This window comes from Methyloglobulus sp. (assembly GCF_040079455.1).
Classification (GTDB): domain Bacteria; phylum Pseudomonadota; class Gammaproteobacteria; order Methylococcales; family Methylomonadaceae; genus Methyloglobulus.
The window spans coordinates 1-17743 of the sequence record NZ_JBEBKJ010000005.1 but is presented as its reverse complement, the minus strand read 5'-3'; the positions used below and the strand labels follow the sequence as shown (position 1 = coordinate 17743).

General features: G+C 45.1%; 19 protein-coding genes and 1 other RNA gene. 8 read left to right on the top strand and 12 right to left on the bottom strand.

The features are described from left to right. Positions 1-10 precede the first annotated feature (10 nt). From ABL924_RS02220 to ABL924_RS02205, 4 genes are all read left to right on the top strand, one after another. Positions 11-1744: a GTPase domain-containing protein gene (locus ABL924_RS02220; protein ID WP_349025429.1), complete on the top strand. Its 1734-nt coding sequence runs from the start codon at positions 11-13 to the stop codon at positions 1742-1744. Continuing rightward, positions 1725-3338: a GTPase gene (locus ABL924_RS02215; protein WP_349025428.1), complete on the top strand. Its 1614-nt coding sequence runs from the start codon at positions 1725-1727 to the stop codon at positions 3336-3338. Before ABL924_RS02220 ends, ABL924_RS02215 begins: the two co-directional genes overlap by 20 nt. Positions 3339-3479: 141 nt before the next feature. Further along, positions 3480-3873: a transfer-messenger RNA gene (gene ssrA / locus ABL924_RS02210) on the top strand. A gap of 318 nt (positions 3874-4191) precedes the next feature. Beyond that, positions 4192-4428, top strand: a complete 237-nt coding sequence (locus tag ABL924_RS02205; protein WP_349025427.1) for a hypothetical protein — start codon at positions 4192-4194, stop codon at positions 4426-4428. A gap of 184 nt (positions 4429-4612) precedes the next feature. On the opposite strand, the gene ABL924_RS02200 is transcribed toward ABL924_RS02205, so the two are convergent. The 3 genes from ABL924_RS02200 to ABL924_RS02190 all read right to left on the bottom strand — a co-directional run bounded on the left by ABL924_RS02200 (position 4613) and on the right by ABL924_RS02190 (position 6130). Then, positions 4613-4954, bottom strand: coding sequence for a transposase (locus tag ABL924_RS02200; protein WP_349025426.1), 342 nt, complete (start codon positions 4952-4954; stop codon positions 4613-4615). Between the two features lie 154 nt (positions 4955-5108). After that, positions 5109-5402 (bottom strand): transposase, encoded by a 294-nt coding sequence (locus tag ABL924_RS02195; RefSeq protein WP_349025425.1) that lies wholly within the window; start codon positions 5400-5402, stop codon positions 5109-5111. Between the two features lie 92 nt (positions 5403-5494). Further along, entirely contained in the window at positions 5495-6130 is a 636-nt protein-coding gene (locus ABL924_RS02190; RefSeq protein ID WP_349025424.1) for an HTH domain-containing protein, read from the bottom strand. Between the two features lie 211 nt (positions 6131-6341). Between ABL924_RS02190 and ABL924_RS02185 the strand changes: the two genes are divergently transcribed. The 4 genes from ABL924_RS02185 to ABL924_RS02170 all read left to right on the top strand — a co-directional run bounded on the left by ABL924_RS02185 (position 6342) and on the right by ABL924_RS02170 (position 8651). Further along, positions 6342-6710 (top strand): group 1 truncated hemoglobin, encoded by a 369-nt coding sequence (locus ABL924_RS02185; RefSeq protein WP_349025423.1) that lies wholly within the window; start codon positions 6342-6344, stop codon positions 6708-6710. A gap of 73 nt (positions 6711-6783) precedes the next feature. Then, on the top strand, positions 6784-7755 hold the full coding sequence (locus ABL924_RS02180; RefSeq protein WP_349025422.1) for a 2Fe-2S iron-sulfur cluster-binding protein: 972 nt from the start codon (positions 6784-6786) through the stop codon (positions 7753-7755). A gap of 12 nt (positions 7756-7767) precedes the next feature. Beyond that, positions 7768-8286: an HPP family protein gene (locus ABL924_RS02175; RefSeq protein WP_349025421.1), complete on the top strand. Its 519-nt coding sequence runs from the start codon at positions 7768-7770 to the stop codon at positions 8284-8286. Positions 8287-8396: 110 nt separating this feature from the next. Further along, positions 8397-8651, top strand: a complete 255-nt coding sequence (locus ABL924_RS02170; protein WP_349025420.1) for a twin transmembrane helix small protein — start codon at positions 8397-8399, stop codon at positions 8649-8651. 145 nt (positions 8652-8796) lie between these two features. Here the strand turns inward: ABL924_RS02170 and ABL924_RS02165 are convergent, their stop codons facing one another. The 9 genes from ABL924_RS02165 to ABL924_RS02125 form a co-directional block, all read right to left on the bottom strand. Beyond that, complete coding sequence (locus tag ABL924_RS02165; protein WP_349025419.1) at positions 8797-9687, bottom strand: cytochrome c oxidase subunit 3; 891 nt, start codon at positions 9685-9687, stop codon at positions 8797-8799. 11 nt (positions 9688-9698) lie between these two features. Beyond that, positions 9699-10250 (bottom strand): cytochrome c oxidase assembly protein, encoded by a 552-nt coding sequence (locus ABL924_RS02160; protein WP_349025418.1) that lies wholly within the window; start codon positions 10248-10250, stop codon positions 9699-9701. Beyond that, a complete protein-coding gene (locus ABL924_RS02155; RefSeq protein ID WP_349025417.1) occupies positions 10250-10378 on the bottom strand; it encodes a hypothetical protein in 129 nt (42 codons plus the stop codon). The genes ABL924_RS02160 and ABL924_RS02155 overlap by 1 nt, the downstream gene beginning before the upstream one ends. A gap of 28 nt (positions 10379-10406) precedes the next feature. Continuing rightward, positions 10407-12068, bottom strand: coding sequence for a cytochrome c oxidase subunit I (gene ctaD / locus ABL924_RS02150; RefSeq protein ID WP_349025416.1), 1662 nt, complete (start codon positions 12066-12068; stop codon positions 10407-10409). Positions 12069-12151: 83 nt separating this feature from the next. Continuing rightward, positions 12152-13804 (bottom strand): cytochrome c oxidase subunit II, encoded by a 1653-nt coding sequence (gene coxB / locus ABL924_RS02145; protein WP_349025484.1) that lies wholly within the window; start codon positions 13802-13804, stop codon positions 12152-12154. Positions 13805-14202: 398 nt separating this feature from the next. Then, a complete protein-coding gene (bioD, locus tag ABL924_RS02140) occupies positions 14203-14877 on the bottom strand; it encodes a dethiobiotin synthase (protein ID WP_349025415.1) in 675 nt (224 codons plus the stop codon). Positions 14878-14883: 6 nt separating this feature from the next. Further along, entirely contained in the window at positions 14884-15663 is a 780-nt protein-coding gene (bioC, locus tag ABL924_RS02135; protein ID WP_349025414.1) for a malonyl-ACP O-methyltransferase BioC, read from the bottom strand. Continuing rightward, positions 15663-16433, bottom strand: coding sequence for a pimeloyl-ACP methyl ester esterase BioH (bioH, locus tag ABL924_RS02130; protein WP_349025413.1), 771 nt, complete (start codon positions 16431-16433; stop codon positions 15663-15665). Before bioH ends, bioC begins: the two co-directional genes overlap by 1 nt. Further along, positions 16430-17701 carry an 8-amino-7-oxononanoate synthase gene (locus ABL924_RS02125; protein ID WP_349025483.1) on the bottom strand — a complete coding sequence of 424 codons (1272 nt, stop codon included), beginning with the start codon at positions 17699-17701 and terminating at the stop codon, positions 16430-16432. Before ABL924_RS02125 ends, bioH begins: the two co-directional genes overlap by 4 nt. Positions 17702-17743 lie beyond the last annotated feature (42 nt).

Here is a 17743-nt window from a genome sequence, read left to right as displayed (position 1 = left end):
CAAACGCCTTATGCTGGAATTTATACAATTACTAAAACAGCGATACCAGTCAGTATTAAGCCAACAGCGTGATGAGTCAAATAATTCCATCTATCAACAGCGTATAGATGATTTGATTCTGGCGGAAGCGTTTCTGCGGAAAGGGCAAATGCTAACGAATACGCCGGATTATCCCTTGCAGATTGCCGTCGTAGGGCCAACGCAAGCGGGTAAAAGCTCGTTAGTGAATGCCTTGCTGAATAGCAGTGTCGCCAGCGTAAGCCCGTTAGCGGGTTATACCATGCACCCGCAGGGTTTTTGTGATGGCGTAAGCCTTGCGGCTTGTAGCGGATTGCAATGGTATTTCGGTCGATTCCAACAAATGCTGCAAAGCCAGTTACCCAAAGACCGGCATGATTGCTATTCCTTAACCGAAAACACCACCGATTCCGCGTTTTTGCCCAAAGGTGTGCTGTGGGATACCCCCGATTTTGATTCCATAGATTCTGCGAGTTACCGCGAAGGTGTTATCCGAACGGTCGCGCTGGCTGATTTGGTGATATTAGTCGTCAGTAAAGAGAAGTACGCCGACCAATCGGTTTGGGACATCATGGCTGATATTGAAGTCATGCAACAGCCGACTATCATTTGTTTGAACAAGCTGAGTGAGGGTTCCGAAACTCTATTAATCAATTCCTTACAAGATAAGTGGCAGCAAGTCAGAAAGGATGGCTTCCCTGAAGTCGTACCCTTGTATTACCAAAAGCAGACCGGAAAACCGCAATGGCCGGATAACCAGCAACTACAAAGGTTGGCAAGGCGAGTCAACCGCAAAATACAGCCCAGATTAGAACAAGATTTGCTGCAAAAGTATTGGCAGCTTTGGCTGAAACCCGTGCTTGCCGAACATTCATCGTTGAAAGACTGGAGCGGCTTAGTCGATCAAGTCATCCAACAAGGTTTGGATAGTTATCAGCGTGACTACCTCAACCATCCGCATCATTACGAAACTTTCCAACTTGCCCTTGCTGAGTTGTTGAATTTGCTGGAAATTCCCGGTTTAGCTGGGATATTGGCGAATACGCGCCGAATGCTCACTTGGCCTGTCAGAAAAATGATGAGCATCGGCAAAAAGCGCCTACATATCGCCGATAGCAGCCAGGAAATCACCTTGCTCAATCAAATTGCCGAACATGTCCTCATTCAAATGGCGGATAAGTTGTTAAACCAAGCCGAGCAAAATCGGCAAAGCCAATGGTGGAAGGAATTCAGTAGTTTGCTGCGTACGCAACGCCCTGATATTCTTCGGGATTTTAGTGCTGCCTCACAACGGTATCATCTGGCATTTCAGGAAGAAGTCGAGAATACGGCGAACCAGCTCTACCATAAATTACAAGAACAACCGATTATCCTCAATAGCTTACGGGCTACTCGGGTCACTGCCGATGCTGCCGTTATTGCGTTGGCACTGCACACCGGTGGTATCGGTATGCACGATTTAATTATTGCGCCAGCCATGTTGACCGTCACATCATTGCTGGCAGAAAGTGCTGTAGGCAGCTACATGGGACGCATGGAAAAAGAACTAAAACAACGCCAATTGGCAGCGGTTAAACAGACTTTATTTACTGAGAGTATGAGGAGAAAACTTCTGGAATTGTCTGGACATTTATCCTCCGTCACTCATTTCAATATTTCTCCTGAGCAGCTACAGCAAGCGGAATCACAACTTACAGAAAAACGTCATGGCCTACGATTACTCTGAACTTGTAGAAAAAACCAAGCGTTGGGCTGAGCAAGCGTTGTCAGCCGGATGGATAAATACCGAAGCGGCAAAAACATTGTCCGATTTTGATGCCAGAACGCCGGAATCCTTGTTTAACCATAACGGCTCAAGACCGCTTATCGTCGCCTTTATGGGCGGCACGGGCGTGGGAAAAAGCTCCCTGCTGAATCGTTTGGCAGGTAAAGCCGTTGCTAAAGCCGGTATAGAAAGGCCAACTTCACGGGAAGTCACCCTTTTTCATCATAAAGACATTGCTATCCAGCACTTGCCGGAAAAATTGCCTATCGAGAAAATTAAAATTGCACAACACGATGACGAAACCAAAAAAAATATCGTCTGGATTGATATGCCCGATTTTGACAGCACAGAGCAAAGCAACAAAGTGTTGGTGTTTGAGTGGTTGCCACACATCGACGTATTGATTTACGTCGTCAGCCCAGAACGTTACCGCGATGAAAAAGCCTGGCGGCTACTGTTGTCGGAAGGCAATCGTCATGCTTGGTTATTTGTCCTAAATCAATGGGATAGAGGGCAACAAGCGCAATTTGAAGACTTTAAACAGCAGCTTGGTAAAGCAGGGTTCGTTGAACCTATCATCTTCAAAACCGTGTGCGCCGAAAGCACTTATGCGGATGAATTTACGGCTTTACAATCGACTATTTTGTCTTTGGCAAACAAACATGTCGTCGCAGAACTGGAGCAACGAGGCACTCAAGTTCGTAAAGATGAATTAAGGCAAAAACTTCAAGACACACTCCAGTTATTAGGCTCAAAGACCGCCGCAAATCAGATCGAAGATCGCTGGGAAAACCAATGGCAATCAACGTCTAGTCAATTACAACAAGGTTTTATATGGCCCATCCAGAAGCTGGCTGCATACTATGCCGACCATGCTGCTGATCTAATCGCTAAACCTACGACGGGAACTGACCAAACGGTAACGGTATTATGGGACGATTGGGCGCAAGCGCGCTTTGGCGATGCCTTGGACGAGTTTATCGTAAAAGTTGATGAACTGGGTTTACCCGTTGCGCCGCTGAAAAATCAGTTAACTTTCGTGCGAACCAAAGCGCCCAAAATCATTCAAGCACAAAGTGAATTACACGTAAGGCAGGCGTTAGCCCATCCCGGCAATGTGTTGCATCGGACATTCTTAAAGTTTGTCCGGTTTTGTGAAATTGCCCTGCCGTTAGCCGCAATCGGCTGGGTAGGCTATCAAGTGTTCGTCGGATACTATGACAGCAACACTACACGCGACCACTATCTCGGCATTGATTTCGCTATCCATAGCAGCCTGTTAATCCTCATCAGTTGGCTCATCCCCTGGTTTATCCTGAAAAAACTGAAGCCGTCGCTGGAAAAAAGCGCCTTAAGAGGACTTAACAAAGGCTTGGAAAATGCTATCAACATGATCGACGGCGAAGTATTACAAATTGTAGAAACCGTAACAGAGCAACATACCGCGCAATTACGTCAGATAATCCAGATTACCGAGGAATGTAGTGTAGGCGAAAACTATAAGCCAGAGAAAACAGGTAGTGATAATCCATTGACGCGGATGTTGATAAATTAAAATATTAGGCACAAAGCATGGTTTCTGATGTTTTCGATTTTTAGTCGTCAATCTCGTATCCAGTGCCTGTGGTGATAAGTTGCAAAATAATTTGAATTAACATGGCAATGCCTAGTCAAACCAACTAGAATAACCATTCACGGGGGCGACATGGCTTCGACGTGGGTAGCAAAACCTTGAGTGCATGCCGAGGACTGTACACCTCGTAAAATCTACAGAAAAAAAGTATTCGCAAATGACGAAAACTACTCGGTGGCTTTAGCAGCTTAAACCCTGCACCACCTCTCTGACTGGTGGTGCTTATGCAGCCAGAGTTTGACGTATCCTTCGGGGTACAACGGACGCTCAGGGATCATCTTACATAAGATCGCGCCAGGGCTTTGTTCGGAGCCTAAAGTGCTAAACCCAATCGAAATCGCTGGTGATTTTCTTGGCTCGACGGGTAGCCATCAGCTAAATCAAAGCTCGGGATAAGCATGTAGACCTTGTGGCGGAGTGCTTGCGGACGGGGGTTCAATTCCCCCCGCCTCCACCATTACACCGTTTCAAGAAGTACCAGAAAAAATCTAAACCCGCATGTTTACTAGGCATAGCGGGTTTTTTTTATACCCAACGTAGTACCATAACGTAGACATTTTATCCGGTAACATTTACAGTAGCAGCCAATTATTACTGTTTCTGTGTTAGTGCTAGTTTAATATTGGCGATTTAGAAAGGTCTGTACCGATTGAATTTTGACCAGGTAATTTCACGTATCCTGCCTATTTTTTTTGGCAGGGGCAAACTGGAGTGATTACCATGGTCATGTACGCAAAAATATGCCGGATGTTTTTTCGGGAACATCTGACAATCAGTGAAATTAAGCGGCGGTCAAGTATGTCGCGCAACACCATCAAGAAATGGCTTAAAGAGCCAAGACCAGTGGCAAACTGATGCCTATGAACCTATGCTACTGATGGCATTAGAAGCGGATGCGCGTCGCCCCAAGCGGGATCGGCGCACTGGCTTGATGTTGTTATTTGAAGCCATTCAGAAACAAGGTTATACAGGTTGCTACTCCACCGTAACCGACTTTATACGCAGGTGGTGAAATGGTTTTCTGGTTTAAAATGGCCTTTCCAGGTACGGAATAACACCATACTTAGGATAATTGCGCCAAACGCAGACGTGAAAGCAGGAGAGGCAGCAAACATAGATAAGCTATAGGAGTGCGAGTTTGTATTTCATTAATCAGTAAAAATCTGCATTTTGCCTAGGTTCTGTTGAGGTTTATCTTAGCCATAAAAGCGACGAGGAAAATGATAGCATCCCCATGTACACATGGCTTTTTTCTCATAACGCGTGGCAATCCTGCGATAGTGCTTGAGCTTGCCGAACAGGCATTCGACCGCATGCCGTTCCTTATAATGCCAATAATCGCAGTCAATCGCTTCTTTCCGGTTCGATTTTGGCGGGATGACGGCCTTTATGCCTTGTCCTTTTAACCACTCCCGCAACTCGTTGGTGTCGTAACCCTTGTCCGCTAAAACGGCTGAAGTCTTGATGTTTTCCAACAAGGCTATCGCTTGCTTGCATTCAGCCTCCTGTCCATCGGTCAGGATGAATTTAATCGGCATTCCCAACGCATCGCAAAGCGCGTGGACTTACAACTAAATCCACCTTTGAATTTCCCAGCGCTTCATTCTCGGTGCTGCTGTTGGCCGCCCCAGCCGCACAGGCATGCGCCCTAATGACAGCACCATCCATAGAAACATTTTGAAAATCAGCATTTTAAGTAAAACGGTTGTGGGGCTTCTCCCATGTACCATTGGCGTACCAACGTGAAAAACGCTTGAAGATGCTGTTCCACTTGCCATGCTCCGGCGGCAAAACCCGCCACTGCGAACCCGAACGTAATATCCACAAGCAAGCACTAATGAATTGCCTACAGGTGTCCGGCAGGCCAATATGAATACCCGGCACAACTACCTTGCCAATATACGACCCCCACTCCTCATCGCTGTGTCTATCCGGTTCATGCCATCCAAGTCGGCCAGTTCTACCTGATTGGCGAAACGTCAACAAAACCTAGTTGCGAAAAAATAGGTTCAGATTTTAACAGGCAGTATGGATAGTTTAGTATGGCCGTAGAAAATCAATAGAATTTTATAACTGTTTCATTTGTCGATAATTTTAAAGCAGCAAGCACCGCTGCCTCTTGCCATACATTCCGTCAGTTCCACGTCTTTGTCCAATAAAGCAGTCATCAGGGCGATGTCAAACTTACAGATCTCATTATGCTTTTGCGCTAAATCATGGAATATGCAATTGTAAGCTTTAATGGTTGTCGGATCCTTGCCATTTGAATCGGTCTTGCTGCCGGTCTTAAAACCCAACTCATCCATTATTTTCAATAATTCTTCGTGGCGCTCGTCAGGCTTCTTTCCCGTAAACCGATACTTGTAACTTTGTGACAGGCTATCACCTAGCTTATACATATAACGTTGAAAAGCTTCGTGGCCTATTTCGTTTTTCAGATCAGTCAGCATGAGTTTAGAAAACCAGGCATATTGCTTAGGAAAACTATTGATGCCGGCTTCGGTCAACACATAACTTCGCACCGGACGGCCTGCTGTTTTATTGAGTTCTCCCGCTTGCAGGTAGCCTTCTAATTCCAGAACAGAAATATGTTGCTGCACTGCATTGCGTGAAATGCTTAAGGTTTTGGCAATGTCATCAATGCACAAGCCTTCTTTATGCTCAAGCAGCAGTTCTAATAGTTGGCGTTGGCGCGAGCCGATTTGATCAGCCATAAATTCTCCATTTGATGTCGCTTTCTAGCATAGCAGGATAACAAAGCACAGTCTGTGAAAAGTTACCACTTATAAATAACTTTTAACATATCTATATTGTATATTTTACGTTTATTCGTTATCCTTTTGCCGTTACCAAATCATTTGGTCACAAATGGTTGTTGCTAAATCAATTGCAATGATAATCCTACTTACCAATCAGGAGATACTTATGAGTAAAACACTTTATGAAAGAATTGGCGGAGAACCAGCCGTGGATGCAGCCGTTACTATTTTTTACCGCAAAGTATTGACCGATCAACGTGTTAGCCATTTTTTTGACAACACCGACATAGATAAGCAAATTGCCAAGCAAAAAGCGTTCTTTACTATGGCTTTCGGCGGCCCTAACAGCTATACCGGTCAAGATATGCGAAATGCCCATGCAGGTATGGTCAGAACTGGGCTGAATGAAGAGCATTTTAATGCCGTGATGGAACATTTAGGTGCAACCCTGACTGAATTGAATGTGCCGGGAGACCTTATTGCTGAGGCTGCTGCCATCGCTGAAAGCACACGGAATGACGTGTTGGGGAGATAAGTAAAACAACTTTAGTCAGTCGCAAGGGCGATCAGTCGGTCGTCCTTGAGTCTTGCATAATAAGGTGTTCACTATGTATACGTTAACCATCGACCAAAACGATTACCCTTGCCAGCCTGACGAGACTGTTCTCGATGCACTGTTGCGGGAAAATATTAATCTGTCCTTCGCCTGTAAAAAAGGCACCTGCCATAGCTGCATGGTACGCAGCACCGATGTAACACCGCCGTCGTCTGCCCAGTCCGGTTTAAAAAATACCCTGATAAAACAGAATTATTTTCTGGCTTGTCAATGCTACCCAGAGCAGGACATGCAGATAAGGCTTCCCGACCAGTCGGAGTTTTATCGAATGGGTACAGTGGTAGTCAATAAAATGCTGAACAGGAATACTATTCTATTAATCATAGCGTTTGAGGATGCCTTTGAATTTAATGCTGGACAGTTTGTTAATTTGCAGCGTAGCGATGGCCTGACCCGAAGCTATTCAACCGCCAACATCCCGGAACAATCGAATACGCTGGAATTCCATATCCGACGTTTGCCCGGTGGCATATTCAGCGCATGGCTGCATGATGAAATCAACGTAGGTGATTCAATTGCTGTTTCGGAACCGCGCGGGCATTGCTTTTATCTGCCAGAACGGCGTGAACAAGGTCTACTGCTGGTTGGGACGGGTACTGGCTTGGCACCATTGGCAGGTATCCTGACCGACGCGTTGGCTAATGGGCATACCGGCCCTATCCATCTTTTCCACGGTAGCCGTGAGGTAGAAGACCTGTACCGGATTGACGAAATGCACCAGCTTGCCGAACAGCATCCCAACCTCCATTACACTCCGTGCTTATCGGGCAGTCACGTTCCTGAAGGTTTTGCGGCTGGTCGGGTCAATGAAATCGCTTTATCCGACATTCCTGACCTAAAAGATTGGCGAGTATTTCTCTGCGGTCATCCAGAAATGGTTAACCAGATGAAAAAACAAGCCTTTCTAAAGGGTGCAGCAATCGCAGATATTTATGCCGATGCTTTCCTGATTTCTGTTCATTAAACAACAACCCCGATGAACCTCATTCCGGTTGATCCGGTCAATTTAAGTCTTAAAGGAAAGCTACTTTCTGTGGTTTCGTGTTTCAGTGTAATACTCATTATTGCTTGGGTGTCGCAGCAATTTAGCTTATTCAGTGCCTATCCAATGCTCACCGCTTCTATGGGAGCTTCAGCCGTTATTGTGTTTGTTACCCCCAACAGTCCGCTTGCACAACCTTGGCCGCTGGTCGGTGGACAATTGGTATCGATACTCATCGGTATCGCTTGCTCACAAATGGTTTCTGATACGACTTTCGCATCGGCTTTTGCTGTCAGCGGCAGCTTGCTTGCCATGTTACTGTTACGTTGTTTTCATCCGCCCGGTGCCGCATCCGCACTCGCACCGATCATGTCAGGAAGTTCAATAACATCATTAGGTTATGTGCTTCTGTCAGTAGGCTTGAATGTGGCAATCATGCTGGTCTTAGCGATAGTCATCAACCGCTGGTTGTTGTGCTATGAATATCCTATAAAGTCACGACAAAGAGCCTGATTTGCCGTATATGCGCCTCTTATTTGCCGTCTATTTATCGGTAGCTATTGGAAATCCGGTTTGAATAACCGAGAATAGCGATCAATGCTGGCTAATCTGTACCTTTCAAAATGATCAAAATTATTCTTATAGTTGTTTTCCTGATGATAATTTTCAGCCTAGGTTCAGCACTGTATCATCTCGTCAGGCATAAAGAAGACGGTTCTTCCCAAAAGACAGCCAAGGCGTTAACTATTCGGATTGGCTTGTCTGTCGTGTTATTTGTTTTCTTGCTTATCTTAGTGGCGACTGGAGTTATTAAGCCTCACGGTATTGGTAGTAAAATACATCCGCAGAAATCCACGGCTAGTGAAAGTACGAAATGACAATCGTCTCTGCAAGCAGTTTGCCCGTTCATTCTTGCGATAAATTTCTCATAGCCTTCTTAAAAAATTGCTTCAAATATTCATGCGTAAAAAAAGCGCTGTCCCAGCAATTGGCAGCGCTTTTTAGTGTTGCTTCAATAAGGTGCTACATGATGTAAACAAAGATAAACAAGCCTAACCACACCACGTCAACAAAGTGCCAATACCAAGCAGCCGCTTCAAAGGCAAAATGGTTTTCCGGTTTAAAATGACCTTTCCAGCTGCGAAATAACACCACGCTCAATATAATCGCACCCACGCAGACGTGAAAGCCGTGGAAGCCAGTCAGCATGAAAAAAGTAGAGCCGTAAATACCTGAACCCAAAGTCAAGCCCATGTCTGTATAGGCTTCGTGATATTCTGTGGCTTGGCAAAGGACGAACAAAAATCCTAAGGTAACCGTCGCAATCAAGCCTTTGATAAGTTGGTCACGGTTTTTTGCCAACAAGCCATGATGCGCCCAAGTACAGGTAACGCCACTGGATAATAACAATAAGGTATTTAGCAACGGCAAACCAAAAGCTCCCATTGGTTCAAATTCGCCGGATGGTTTACCGTCTACCAGTTTGCCACCTAGATGTTTGGGGCCATTGGTAGGCCACGCCGATTCATAATCCGGCCAAAGCAATGCCTTGGTCGCCTCACCCGTGCCTTCACCACCTAACCAGGGAACGGACAAGTTGCGCGTATACCAGAGCGCACCGAAGAAAACGGCAAAAAACATCACTTCCGAGAAAATAAACCACATCATACCCATGCGGAAGGAAATGCCGACCTGGGTATTGTATGTACCTGATTCGCTTTCGTTTGCTTGCAGGGTAAACCATCCCGCTACCATGGCGATGAAAATTGCAAACCCCACAAACATGAAGGTTGCGCCAGATGATGAGCCATTTAGGTAGCTAGCAAAACCAGCCAACATGCAAAACAAACCGGCGGTAACCATAACCGGCCATGTTGCTTTATGTGGAATGTAATAACCATGCGATGTAGACATAATTTCCTCTTCTAATTTTGCACTGCGGCTTTGGTGTTATCAAAAAATGTATATGAAAGCGTAATAGTTTTTAAGTCTTTCGGTAAATCCGGCTTAACCGCAAAACGCATGGGCATACGTTTTGATTCACCTGCCTTAAATGTTTGTTGATTAAAACAAAAACACTCGACTTTCTTAAAGTATTCACCAACTATGCCAGGCGAAAAACTGGGTATTGCCGTAGCATTCATGACCTTATCGGTCATGTTTTTCGCATAAAAATACACAGTTTGGTATTGCCCTGGGTGTACTTTTAGCTGCTTGGTTTCTGCACGAAACACAATCGGCGTTGATTCGTTGAGTGATGTTATAAATTCAACATTTACCTCCCTCGTCATATCAACCTGATAAGGTATTTCTTTTGCTGCAACTGATTCCGCTTTGCCATTAAGTCCAGTCAAATCGCATAAAACATCGTAAAGTGGCACCAAGGCATAGCCGAAACCAAACATCCCTATCACAACTAACACCAAAATCTTAACGATCTTGGTGTTTTTTTGCTTTAGACTTAAATTTTCATTCATTAAAAAATAGACTTTACTGCTTTGACAACAAGATCCCTTACTGCTTGCGGCATCGCATACACATAGAAACTTAATGCCAACAACCCCAATATTAATGCAGTTAGCCAGTTTTTTGTTTTAATATCCATCAAAAACCCAGTCTCTAAATTAGAATCATTACTGTGCGGCATCATGATTGTACTCAGTAACTACAATAACTGGTGGCTCAGTAAACGTATGATAAGGAGGTGGAGATGGTAACGTCCATTCCAAGCCTTGTGTGCCGCCACCACCGTATTGCAGTGCGCCTTCCCAGACTTGATTCGTCGCTTTTTCACCTGTTCCACCGCGAATTGTGTCAACGACAATGTAGAGGAACAACAACTGGCTAAAGCCGAAAATAAATCCGCCAATGCTTGAAATCATATTCCAATCAGTAAATTGCACGGCATAATCGGGAATCCTGCGTGGCATACCTGCCAAACCTAAAAAGTGCTGCGGAAAAAACAGAATATTGACGGAAATAGCTGACAACCAGAAATGTAACTGGCCGATTTTTTCGTTGTACATATTGCCCGTCCACTTGGGCAACCAGTAATAAGCAGCCGCCATAATCATAAACACGGCCGAAGGTACCAATACATAATGAAAGTGTGCGACGATAAAATAAGTATCGTGATATTGCAAATCCGAAGGTGCAATCGCCATCATCAAACCAGTAAAACCGCCCATCGTAAACAACACTACGAAAGAGATGGCAAACAGCATTGGCGTTTCAAAGGTCATCGCCCCTTTCCACATGGTTGCCGTCCAATTGAACACTTTAACGGCGGTAGGTATGGCGATAATCATGGTCGAATACATGAAATATAACTCGCCAGCCAGCGGCATTCCGACCGTGAACATGTGATGCGCCCACACGATAAACGATAGGAAAGCAATAGCCGCCGTCGCATAAACCATTGAGCTATAACCAAATAGCGGTTTCCTGGCAAAAACAGGGATAATAGTCGAAGCGATACCAAAAGTCGGCAAAATCAGGATGTACACTTCAGGATGTCCAAAAAACCAGAAAATATGCTGGTAAAGCACCGGATCACCACCACCTGCGGCATCAAAAAAGCTAGTATCAAAAAACTTGTCGGTTAACAGCATGGTGACTGCACCGGCAAAAACCGGCATCACGGCAATTAGTAGAAAAGCAGTTATGACCCAAGTCCACACGAACATCGGCATCCGCATCAAAGTCATGCCGGGAGCACGCATGTTGAAGATGGTTGCAATGATATTAATCGCACCCATAATTGATGAAATCCCCAGCAAATGCACCGAGAAAATGGCAAACGGTAATGCCTTACCGGTTTGTAAAACTAAAGGTGGATACATTGTCCAACCAGCCGCAGGAGCCCCGCCTTCCATGAACAAAGTGCTGGACAATAACACGATACCGGCAACCAGCATCCAGAAACTCATATTGTTCATGCGTGGCAACGCCATATCCGGCGCACCGATCATCATTGGGATCATCCAGTTTGCCAAACCGACAAAGGCTGGCATTACGCCACCAAAAATCATAACCAGCGCATGCATGGTGGTCATAGAGTTGAAGAACTGAGGCTCAACAAATGACAAGCCGGGCTGGAACAATTCCGCACGGATAATCAAAGCCATTACCCCGCCCACGAAAAACATTGCTAAGGCAAATAACAGGTAAAGCGTCCCAATATCCTTGTGGTTAGTCGTAATAATCCATCTTAGGATACCTTTAGCTGGGCCGTGATCATGATCTTCATGATCATGGTCGTGGTGTTCATCATGTTCAGCTACAACGGCAGACATATTATTTCCTCTTTTATCCTAAATTAATCACCGCTAGTGATTCGCACTAGGCAGCAAAACAAAAATCGTACACATCTTAAAATCTATTTATTGGCCGACTGTAAAGCCTCAATTTCGGAAGGCTGCTTAAAATCACCTGTTGAATTGCCCAGCTTATTCCGCGTAAACGCGAGTACGGACGCGAAATCACCTGCACTCAATGTGCCGCCGAAAGCAGGCATCATACCTTTACCTTTGAGCATAATTTCAATCTGCGTATCAATTGGCCCAGTGACTACCGCACTTCCCTTTAAGGCAGGAAACACGGGCGGCATACCAACGCCTTCTGGCTGATGGCAAGATTGACAATTTTTTTCATATACCGATTCACCTTGAGCCACCAATTCATCTAAAGTTTTTTCAGCAGGTTTATCGCTGTCTGATGCCTTAGCTTTCTTATCAGGTTGGTTTGCTGTAGCAGTAGCAGCTGGCTCCTTATCAGCATTTGCTGTTATTTTGGTTTCATCTGCATCGGTTTTTGCAACATCTTCAGCCTTAGACTCATCTGCTTTTGCCGCTTCTTCTTTCCCTGACTTATCAACAGTAACCTTTGCAGGTTTAGCGGCACAATTATCATCTTCATCATCTGATTTCGGCAGTTTGGCCTTGATTGCTTTAGGTTGAATTTCGTCACCTTTAGTATTCCCCAAAGCATTACGCGTATAAGTAATGACGGAAGCTAGTTCCGTTGCGGAAAGCTGTTTACCAAAGGCTGGCATGGCATTTTTACCATTCAATATCAAGGTAGCCTGGGCATTAATATCACCATTGACTACAGCACTGCCCCTTAATGCTGGGAACGCACCAGCAATACCGCCACCGTCAGGCATGTGACAAGTACTGCAATTTTTTTCATAGATTTCAGCACCTTTGGCGACTAAGTCATCATGCGACATATCGGCACTGCCTTTAGCCTTGCATTCTTGCTCGTGCTTTTGTGTTGCCCAAGCATCGTAATCTGCTTGCTCCATTGCTATCACAACCACAGGCATAAAGGCGTGGTCTCGACCACATAGCTCAGTACATTGCCCCCTGTAGATACCTGGCTCATCCACCGAAGCCCAAGCTTCATTTATAAACCCTGGTATTGCATCTTTTTTCCAGCCTAGATCGGGCACCCACCAAGAATGAAGAACATCGGCCGCTGTGAATACAAAGCGAATTTTTTTGTTAACAGGAATAACTAAAGGCTCATCAACTCGCAATAAGTAATGAGAAACAGATCGTGGATCAGTATTAGAATCTAATTGCCTTGCCATATTGCTGGCATGATCGAGGCTGCTAAAAAAATGAATGTCGTCGCCTAAATATTCGTATTCCCATTTCCATTGCCAGCCAGTAACTTTGACAGTCATGTCAGACTCTTTCACATCATCCATTTCCATCATAGTTTTGGTGGCGGGGATCGCCATCGCCAGCAATATCAATGCGGGGATAATAGTCCAGATGATTTCGACCGTGGTATTTTCGTGGAACTGCTCAGCAACATGACCTTTTGATTTTCGATGGTGGTAGATGGAGTAAAACATGGTGCCAAACACACCAATACCAACGAATACGCAGATCCATAAGATCAGCATGTGCAGGTCATAAACGTCATGACTGACCTGGGTATGGCCTTCCGTCAAATTGAGCGTATATCCGCCAGGTGTCGCTTCAACGGGAAAGCCTTTAGGCAAGCAAACGCTACCCTCCATCAACTTCGATGGACACTCCTCGACCGCCTGCACAGTCCCCAAACCTGACATCAATAAGATCAGACCTGCGAATAGTTGCTTTGTTTTCTTCACTGAGAAAACTCCTCTGTAATAAATTATAAATTCTTGGATGGTCTGCATGGCTTCAAAAAACACGGCATTCATCAGCATCCATGCACAAATTTGATAGTAACCAGCAATTCAATTAGTTGAGTAGATTCTAACCTATCAAGCCTTTCCGCGCCAGAAGCTCCAGTGATTTAGTTTTGACTGAAACCGACGCTTACTCTATATATCAAGGGCTTTGCAAGCATTAGTTACTTCTAGTTACTTATCTATATTCATATCATGAACAACAAAACAATCAATGATTGTTTGATGCGCAGAACGATTTGAATTCAATAATTTACTGAATCAAAGAAATAATTCCTGGCTAACGCGTCAAAATCGGGAATATTCATATACGGCAACACGCCTAGCAAAGGCACGTCCAACAGTTTTTTTATTGTGGCGACTGTCTCGTTAGAATACATCGCATTAGCATCCGTAAATACGGCTGTCCAGCCAATACAGTTAGCACCACTAGCCCTTATCGCCTGATACGTTAGTTTTGCATGATTAATACAGCCAAGCTTAATAGAAACCACCATTAGCACAGGCAGCTCTAATGCGATTGCAAGATGACTGTTATCCTGATTTTCATTAAGCGGGGAATACCAACCACCCGCACCTTCAACCAGGATTATCTGGGTTGCTTCTTTTAAGGAATTAAACGCCGCAACAATCTTATCCATGTTGACAGGGTTATCCTTGCCTGCAATATGGGGAGAAACCGGAAGCGCAAAGGCGTAAGGGTTAATCAAACTATAATCTAGCTTGACAGTAGAATTTCCTTGTAGCAAGAGCGCATCAGCATTCACAAGCCTGCCGTTGTTAACAGTGCAACCAGAGGCCACTGGTTTCATGCCAATAACTGACTTCTCTTTACCTTTAAAATACCGCATCAAAGCAACCGTAGCCCAGGTTTTGCCTACGTTGGTATCCGTTCCGGTAATAAAATAGCCTTGTTCCATATTGGCTTACGCCCTGACCGCAACCATAATTACCTCAAAAGTCGATGGAATCAGGCCAGCTTTATCTTGTTGATAGGCGCGAGTCATGCGCTGCATGGCAGACCTGCTGGTAAACTGTTTATTGCACCCAGCCATAACCGTATGTGCACCTAGCTGTTTTAATTCAGCCATCAAATCCCAAACTGATTCGTAAGATGAAGTGTATGAACGGCTTTCTAGCTCAAACCCTTGAAAATCCGCTTGTTGAAGAAAATCGGTTACTTGTGTTGCACTATAAAAAATATTCACATGATTGTAATCGTCGACTTCCTGCCATGCCCTCTTTAACTCGTACAAGGTACTTACCCCAAAGGTAGTAAAAAAAAACTGACCGTCCGGTTTTAATATCCGTTTCACTTCACTCAAAACTTTCTCAAGATTACACCACTGCACGGCAAGATTTGATATAACTAGATCTACCGATTGTGATTTCAATGGCAAATACTCCGCATCCGCGCAAAGATAAGTGATTGAGTTATTATTTTTCAGCTTATTACGGCTTGTTTGTAACATAGGCATAGCAATGTCTAGCGCCACAATCTGTCCTGATGTATAGAGTTTTTGCTCTAAAAGCTCATTCATTAAAAAGCCTGTGCCACACCCTAGATCGACAATTGTATCAATTTGACCGATTACGCCTAAACATTGTAATAAAGCCTTCCCAACATTTCGCTGCAAAAGCGCCGCGCTGTCATAAGATTTTGAGGCAGTAGCAAACGATTGTTTTATCCTAGTTTTTGCCAGCATTATTTCATTCCCATAAAACGGCTGACTGCTTCCACCACAGCCTCTTGATGCGACAAAAACGGCACATGCCCTGCCCTGTCAATCACTGTCAGATCAACTCTGGGCAATAACGCCTGCATCTTTTTCCCTACTGCGACCGGAACCAAGGTATCTAGTTGCCCCAAAATAGCGGCAACAGGTATTTTCAAGCGGGTAAATTCTACCCTTAAATCAGTTTTTTTAAGGACAATTAAACCTTCTTGCAATACTTTTTGATCGGGAGCTTGGCTTTCAGCGACGACGGTTTTTAATTCTTTCAAAACTTCTTTCTGGTCAACCAAGCCCTTAATCTGAAGCGATAAGAAACGCAGTAATGTCGCTTGACTATCTTGTTGTAAACTTTCCGCGAAACTATCGAGTACTTGCTCGTCCATACCTGACCAGTCGAGTTTCTTAACAAAACAGGGCGTTCCGGCTAACAAAACCAATTTATCAACACGCTCAGGAAAGCGACGGGCAATCTCCAACACAAAAGCAGCGCCTAACGACCAACCTAACCAACAACAGCGCTCATCCGTCACAGCATCAACCAGTGCGTCACTAACTGTTTCAAGCGTAAAAGGCATTACCGCCTTACTACGTCCATGCCCGGGCAAATCAATTAAGGTCACTCGATAATATTTTGCCAATTCCTGGGCAAATACGCGCCAAAGGGCGCTGTGCATTGCCCAACCGTGGACGAGTACGATGGGCTTGCCATGCCCAAAGGTTTCAGTATGGATAAGGCTCATGCTAAGGCTCTGGCAAGGGCATCCAGCAATTGGTCAATTTGCTGTTCTTCATGCAGTGCGGAAAAAGTCACCCGCAGTCTTGCCGCATTGGCAGGCACTGTTGGTGGCCTGATTGCACTGACGAGAAAGCCTTGTTTTAACAGGAAGTTACTAACAGAAACTGCTTTTTCGGTTTGCCCTAGCAATAACGGCTGGATCGGCGAAGTGGATGCCATTAAAGGCAAATTCAACTGCCCAGCCCCTGCCCTAAAATACTCGGTTAGTTTCCTGAGTTTTTCCCGTCGCCAGCTTTCCGTCTGGATAATTTTTAAGCTGGTGCGCGTGGCTTCTGCGATAGCTGGCGGTAAGGCGGTGGTATAAATGTAAGGTCGAGCTTTTTGGATTAAGGTTTCGATCAGCTCTTCAGAACCCGCAACAAACGCGCCGAACGTGCCGAATGCCTTGCCTAACGTACCTACCAACACCTGAACATCGTCTTGTTTTAAGCCCGTTTGCTCCAAAATTCCGCCGCCGTTATCGCCCAAAACACCTAGCCCGTGGGCATCGTCCACCAGCAACCAAGCCGAATGTTTTTTGGCGACAGCAGATAAGGCTTGCAAAGGCGCAATATCGCCATCCATGCTGAATACGCCATCGGTAACAATCAGCTTATGGGAATCCTTGAATGTCCCCTCTCCCCTAGGGAGAGGGTGAGGGGGATAAATGCTTGGTTTTAATTCCCTCATCCCAGCCTTCTCCCCCAGGGAGAAGGAGCTTGTTGAATTTTTAAAGACCACCTTATCACCTAAGAGCGCATCCAAGTGATCGGTATCGGCATGGGCATAACGCTTAAATTTTGCGCCGGACAACAAGCCACCATCCAATAAGGATGCGTGATTCAATCGGTCTTCAAATACCGTGTCGCCACGACCGACCAAGGCCGAAATCGCACCCATATTCGCCATATAACCCGTGGAAAACAGCAGCGCCCGGTCACGTCCGGTAAAGGCCGCGAGCTCTTCTTCCAAAGCATGATGCGCTTTGCTATGACCGCAAATCAAATGCGCCGAACCGCTACCTACGCCGTATTTGTCCACCGCTGATTTGAAAGCATTAATGACATCAGGATGGTTAGCCAAGCCCAAGTAATCATTACTGCAAAAATTGATGACGGGCTTGCCGTCACAAATCAGGTTAATGCCTTGCGGGGATTCGACGATACGCCTTGAACGGTACAAGCCTTGTTGCGACAGTTCGTTTAGCTTTAGGGATAAATTAAACAAAACAATATCTTATAATTTTTTGTAGAATGGATAAGCGTAGTGCATCCA

What these genes read in the sequence shown, in the direction of transcription:
- ABL924_RS02220 (WP_349025429.1), top strand. Translation starts at nt 11, where the DNA reads ATGCTGGAATTTATACAATTACTAAAACAGCGATACCAGTCAGTATTA.
- ABL924_RS02215 (WP_349025428.1), top strand. Translation starts at nt 1,725, where the DNA reads ATGGCCTACGATTACTCTGAACTTGTAGAAAAAACCAAGCGTTGGGCT.
- ABL924_RS02200 (WP_349025426.1), bottom strand. Translation starts at nt 4,954, where the DNA reads ATGCCGATTAAATTCATCCTGACCGATGGACAGGAGGCTGAATGCAAG.
- ABL924_RS02190 (WP_349025424.1), bottom strand. Translation starts at nt 6,130, where the DNA reads ATGGCTGATCAAATCGGCTCGCGCCAACGCCAACTATTAGAACTGCTG.
- ABL924_RS02185 (WP_349025423.1), top strand. Translation starts at nt 6,342, where the DNA reads ATGAGTAAAACACTTTATGAAAGAATTGGCGGAGAACCAGCCGTGGAT.
- ABL924_RS02180 (WP_349025422.1), top strand. Translation starts at nt 6,784, where the DNA reads ATGTATACGTTAACCATCGACCAAAACGATTACCCTTGCCAGCCTGAC.
- ABL924_RS02175 (WP_349025421.1), top strand. Translation starts at nt 7,768, where the DNA reads ATGAACCTCATTCCGGTTGATCCGGTCAATTTAAGTCTTAAAGGAAAG.
- ABL924_RS02170 (WP_349025420.1), top strand. Translation starts at nt 8,397, where the DNA reads ATGATCAAAATTATTCTTATAGTTGTTTTCCTGATGATAATTTTCAGC.
- ABL924_RS02165 (WP_349025419.1), bottom strand. Translation starts at nt 9,687, where the DNA reads ATGTCTACATCGCATGGTTATTACATTCCACATAAAGCAACATGGCCG.
- ABL924_RS02160 (WP_349025418.1), bottom strand. Translation starts at nt 10,250, where the DNA reads ATGAATGAAAATTTAAGTCTAAAGCAAAAAAACACCAAGATCGTTAAG.
- ABL924_RS02155 (WP_349025417.1), bottom strand. Translation starts at nt 10,378, where the DNA reads ATGGATATTAAAACAAAAAACTGGCTAACTGCATTAATATTGGGGTTG.
- ctaD (WP_349025416.1), bottom strand. Translation starts at nt 12,068, where the DNA reads ATGTCTGCCGTTGTAGCTGAACATGATGAACACCACGACCATGATCAT.
- coxB (WP_349025484.1), bottom strand. Translation starts at nt 13,804, where the DNA reads ATGGAGGGTAGCGTTTGCTTGCCTAAAGGCTTTCCCGTTGAAGCGACA.
- bioD (WP_349025415.1), bottom strand. Translation starts at nt 14,877, where the DNA reads ATGGAACAAGGCTATTTTATTACCGGAACGGATACCAACGTAGGCAAA.
- bioC (WP_349025414.1), bottom strand. Translation starts at nt 15,663, where the DNA reads ATGCTGGCAAAAACTAGGATAAAACAATCGTTTGCTACTGCCTCAAAA.
- bioH (WP_349025413.1), bottom strand. Translation starts at nt 16,433, where the DNA reads ATGAGCCTTATCCATACTGAAACCTTTGGGCATGGCAAGCCCATCGTA.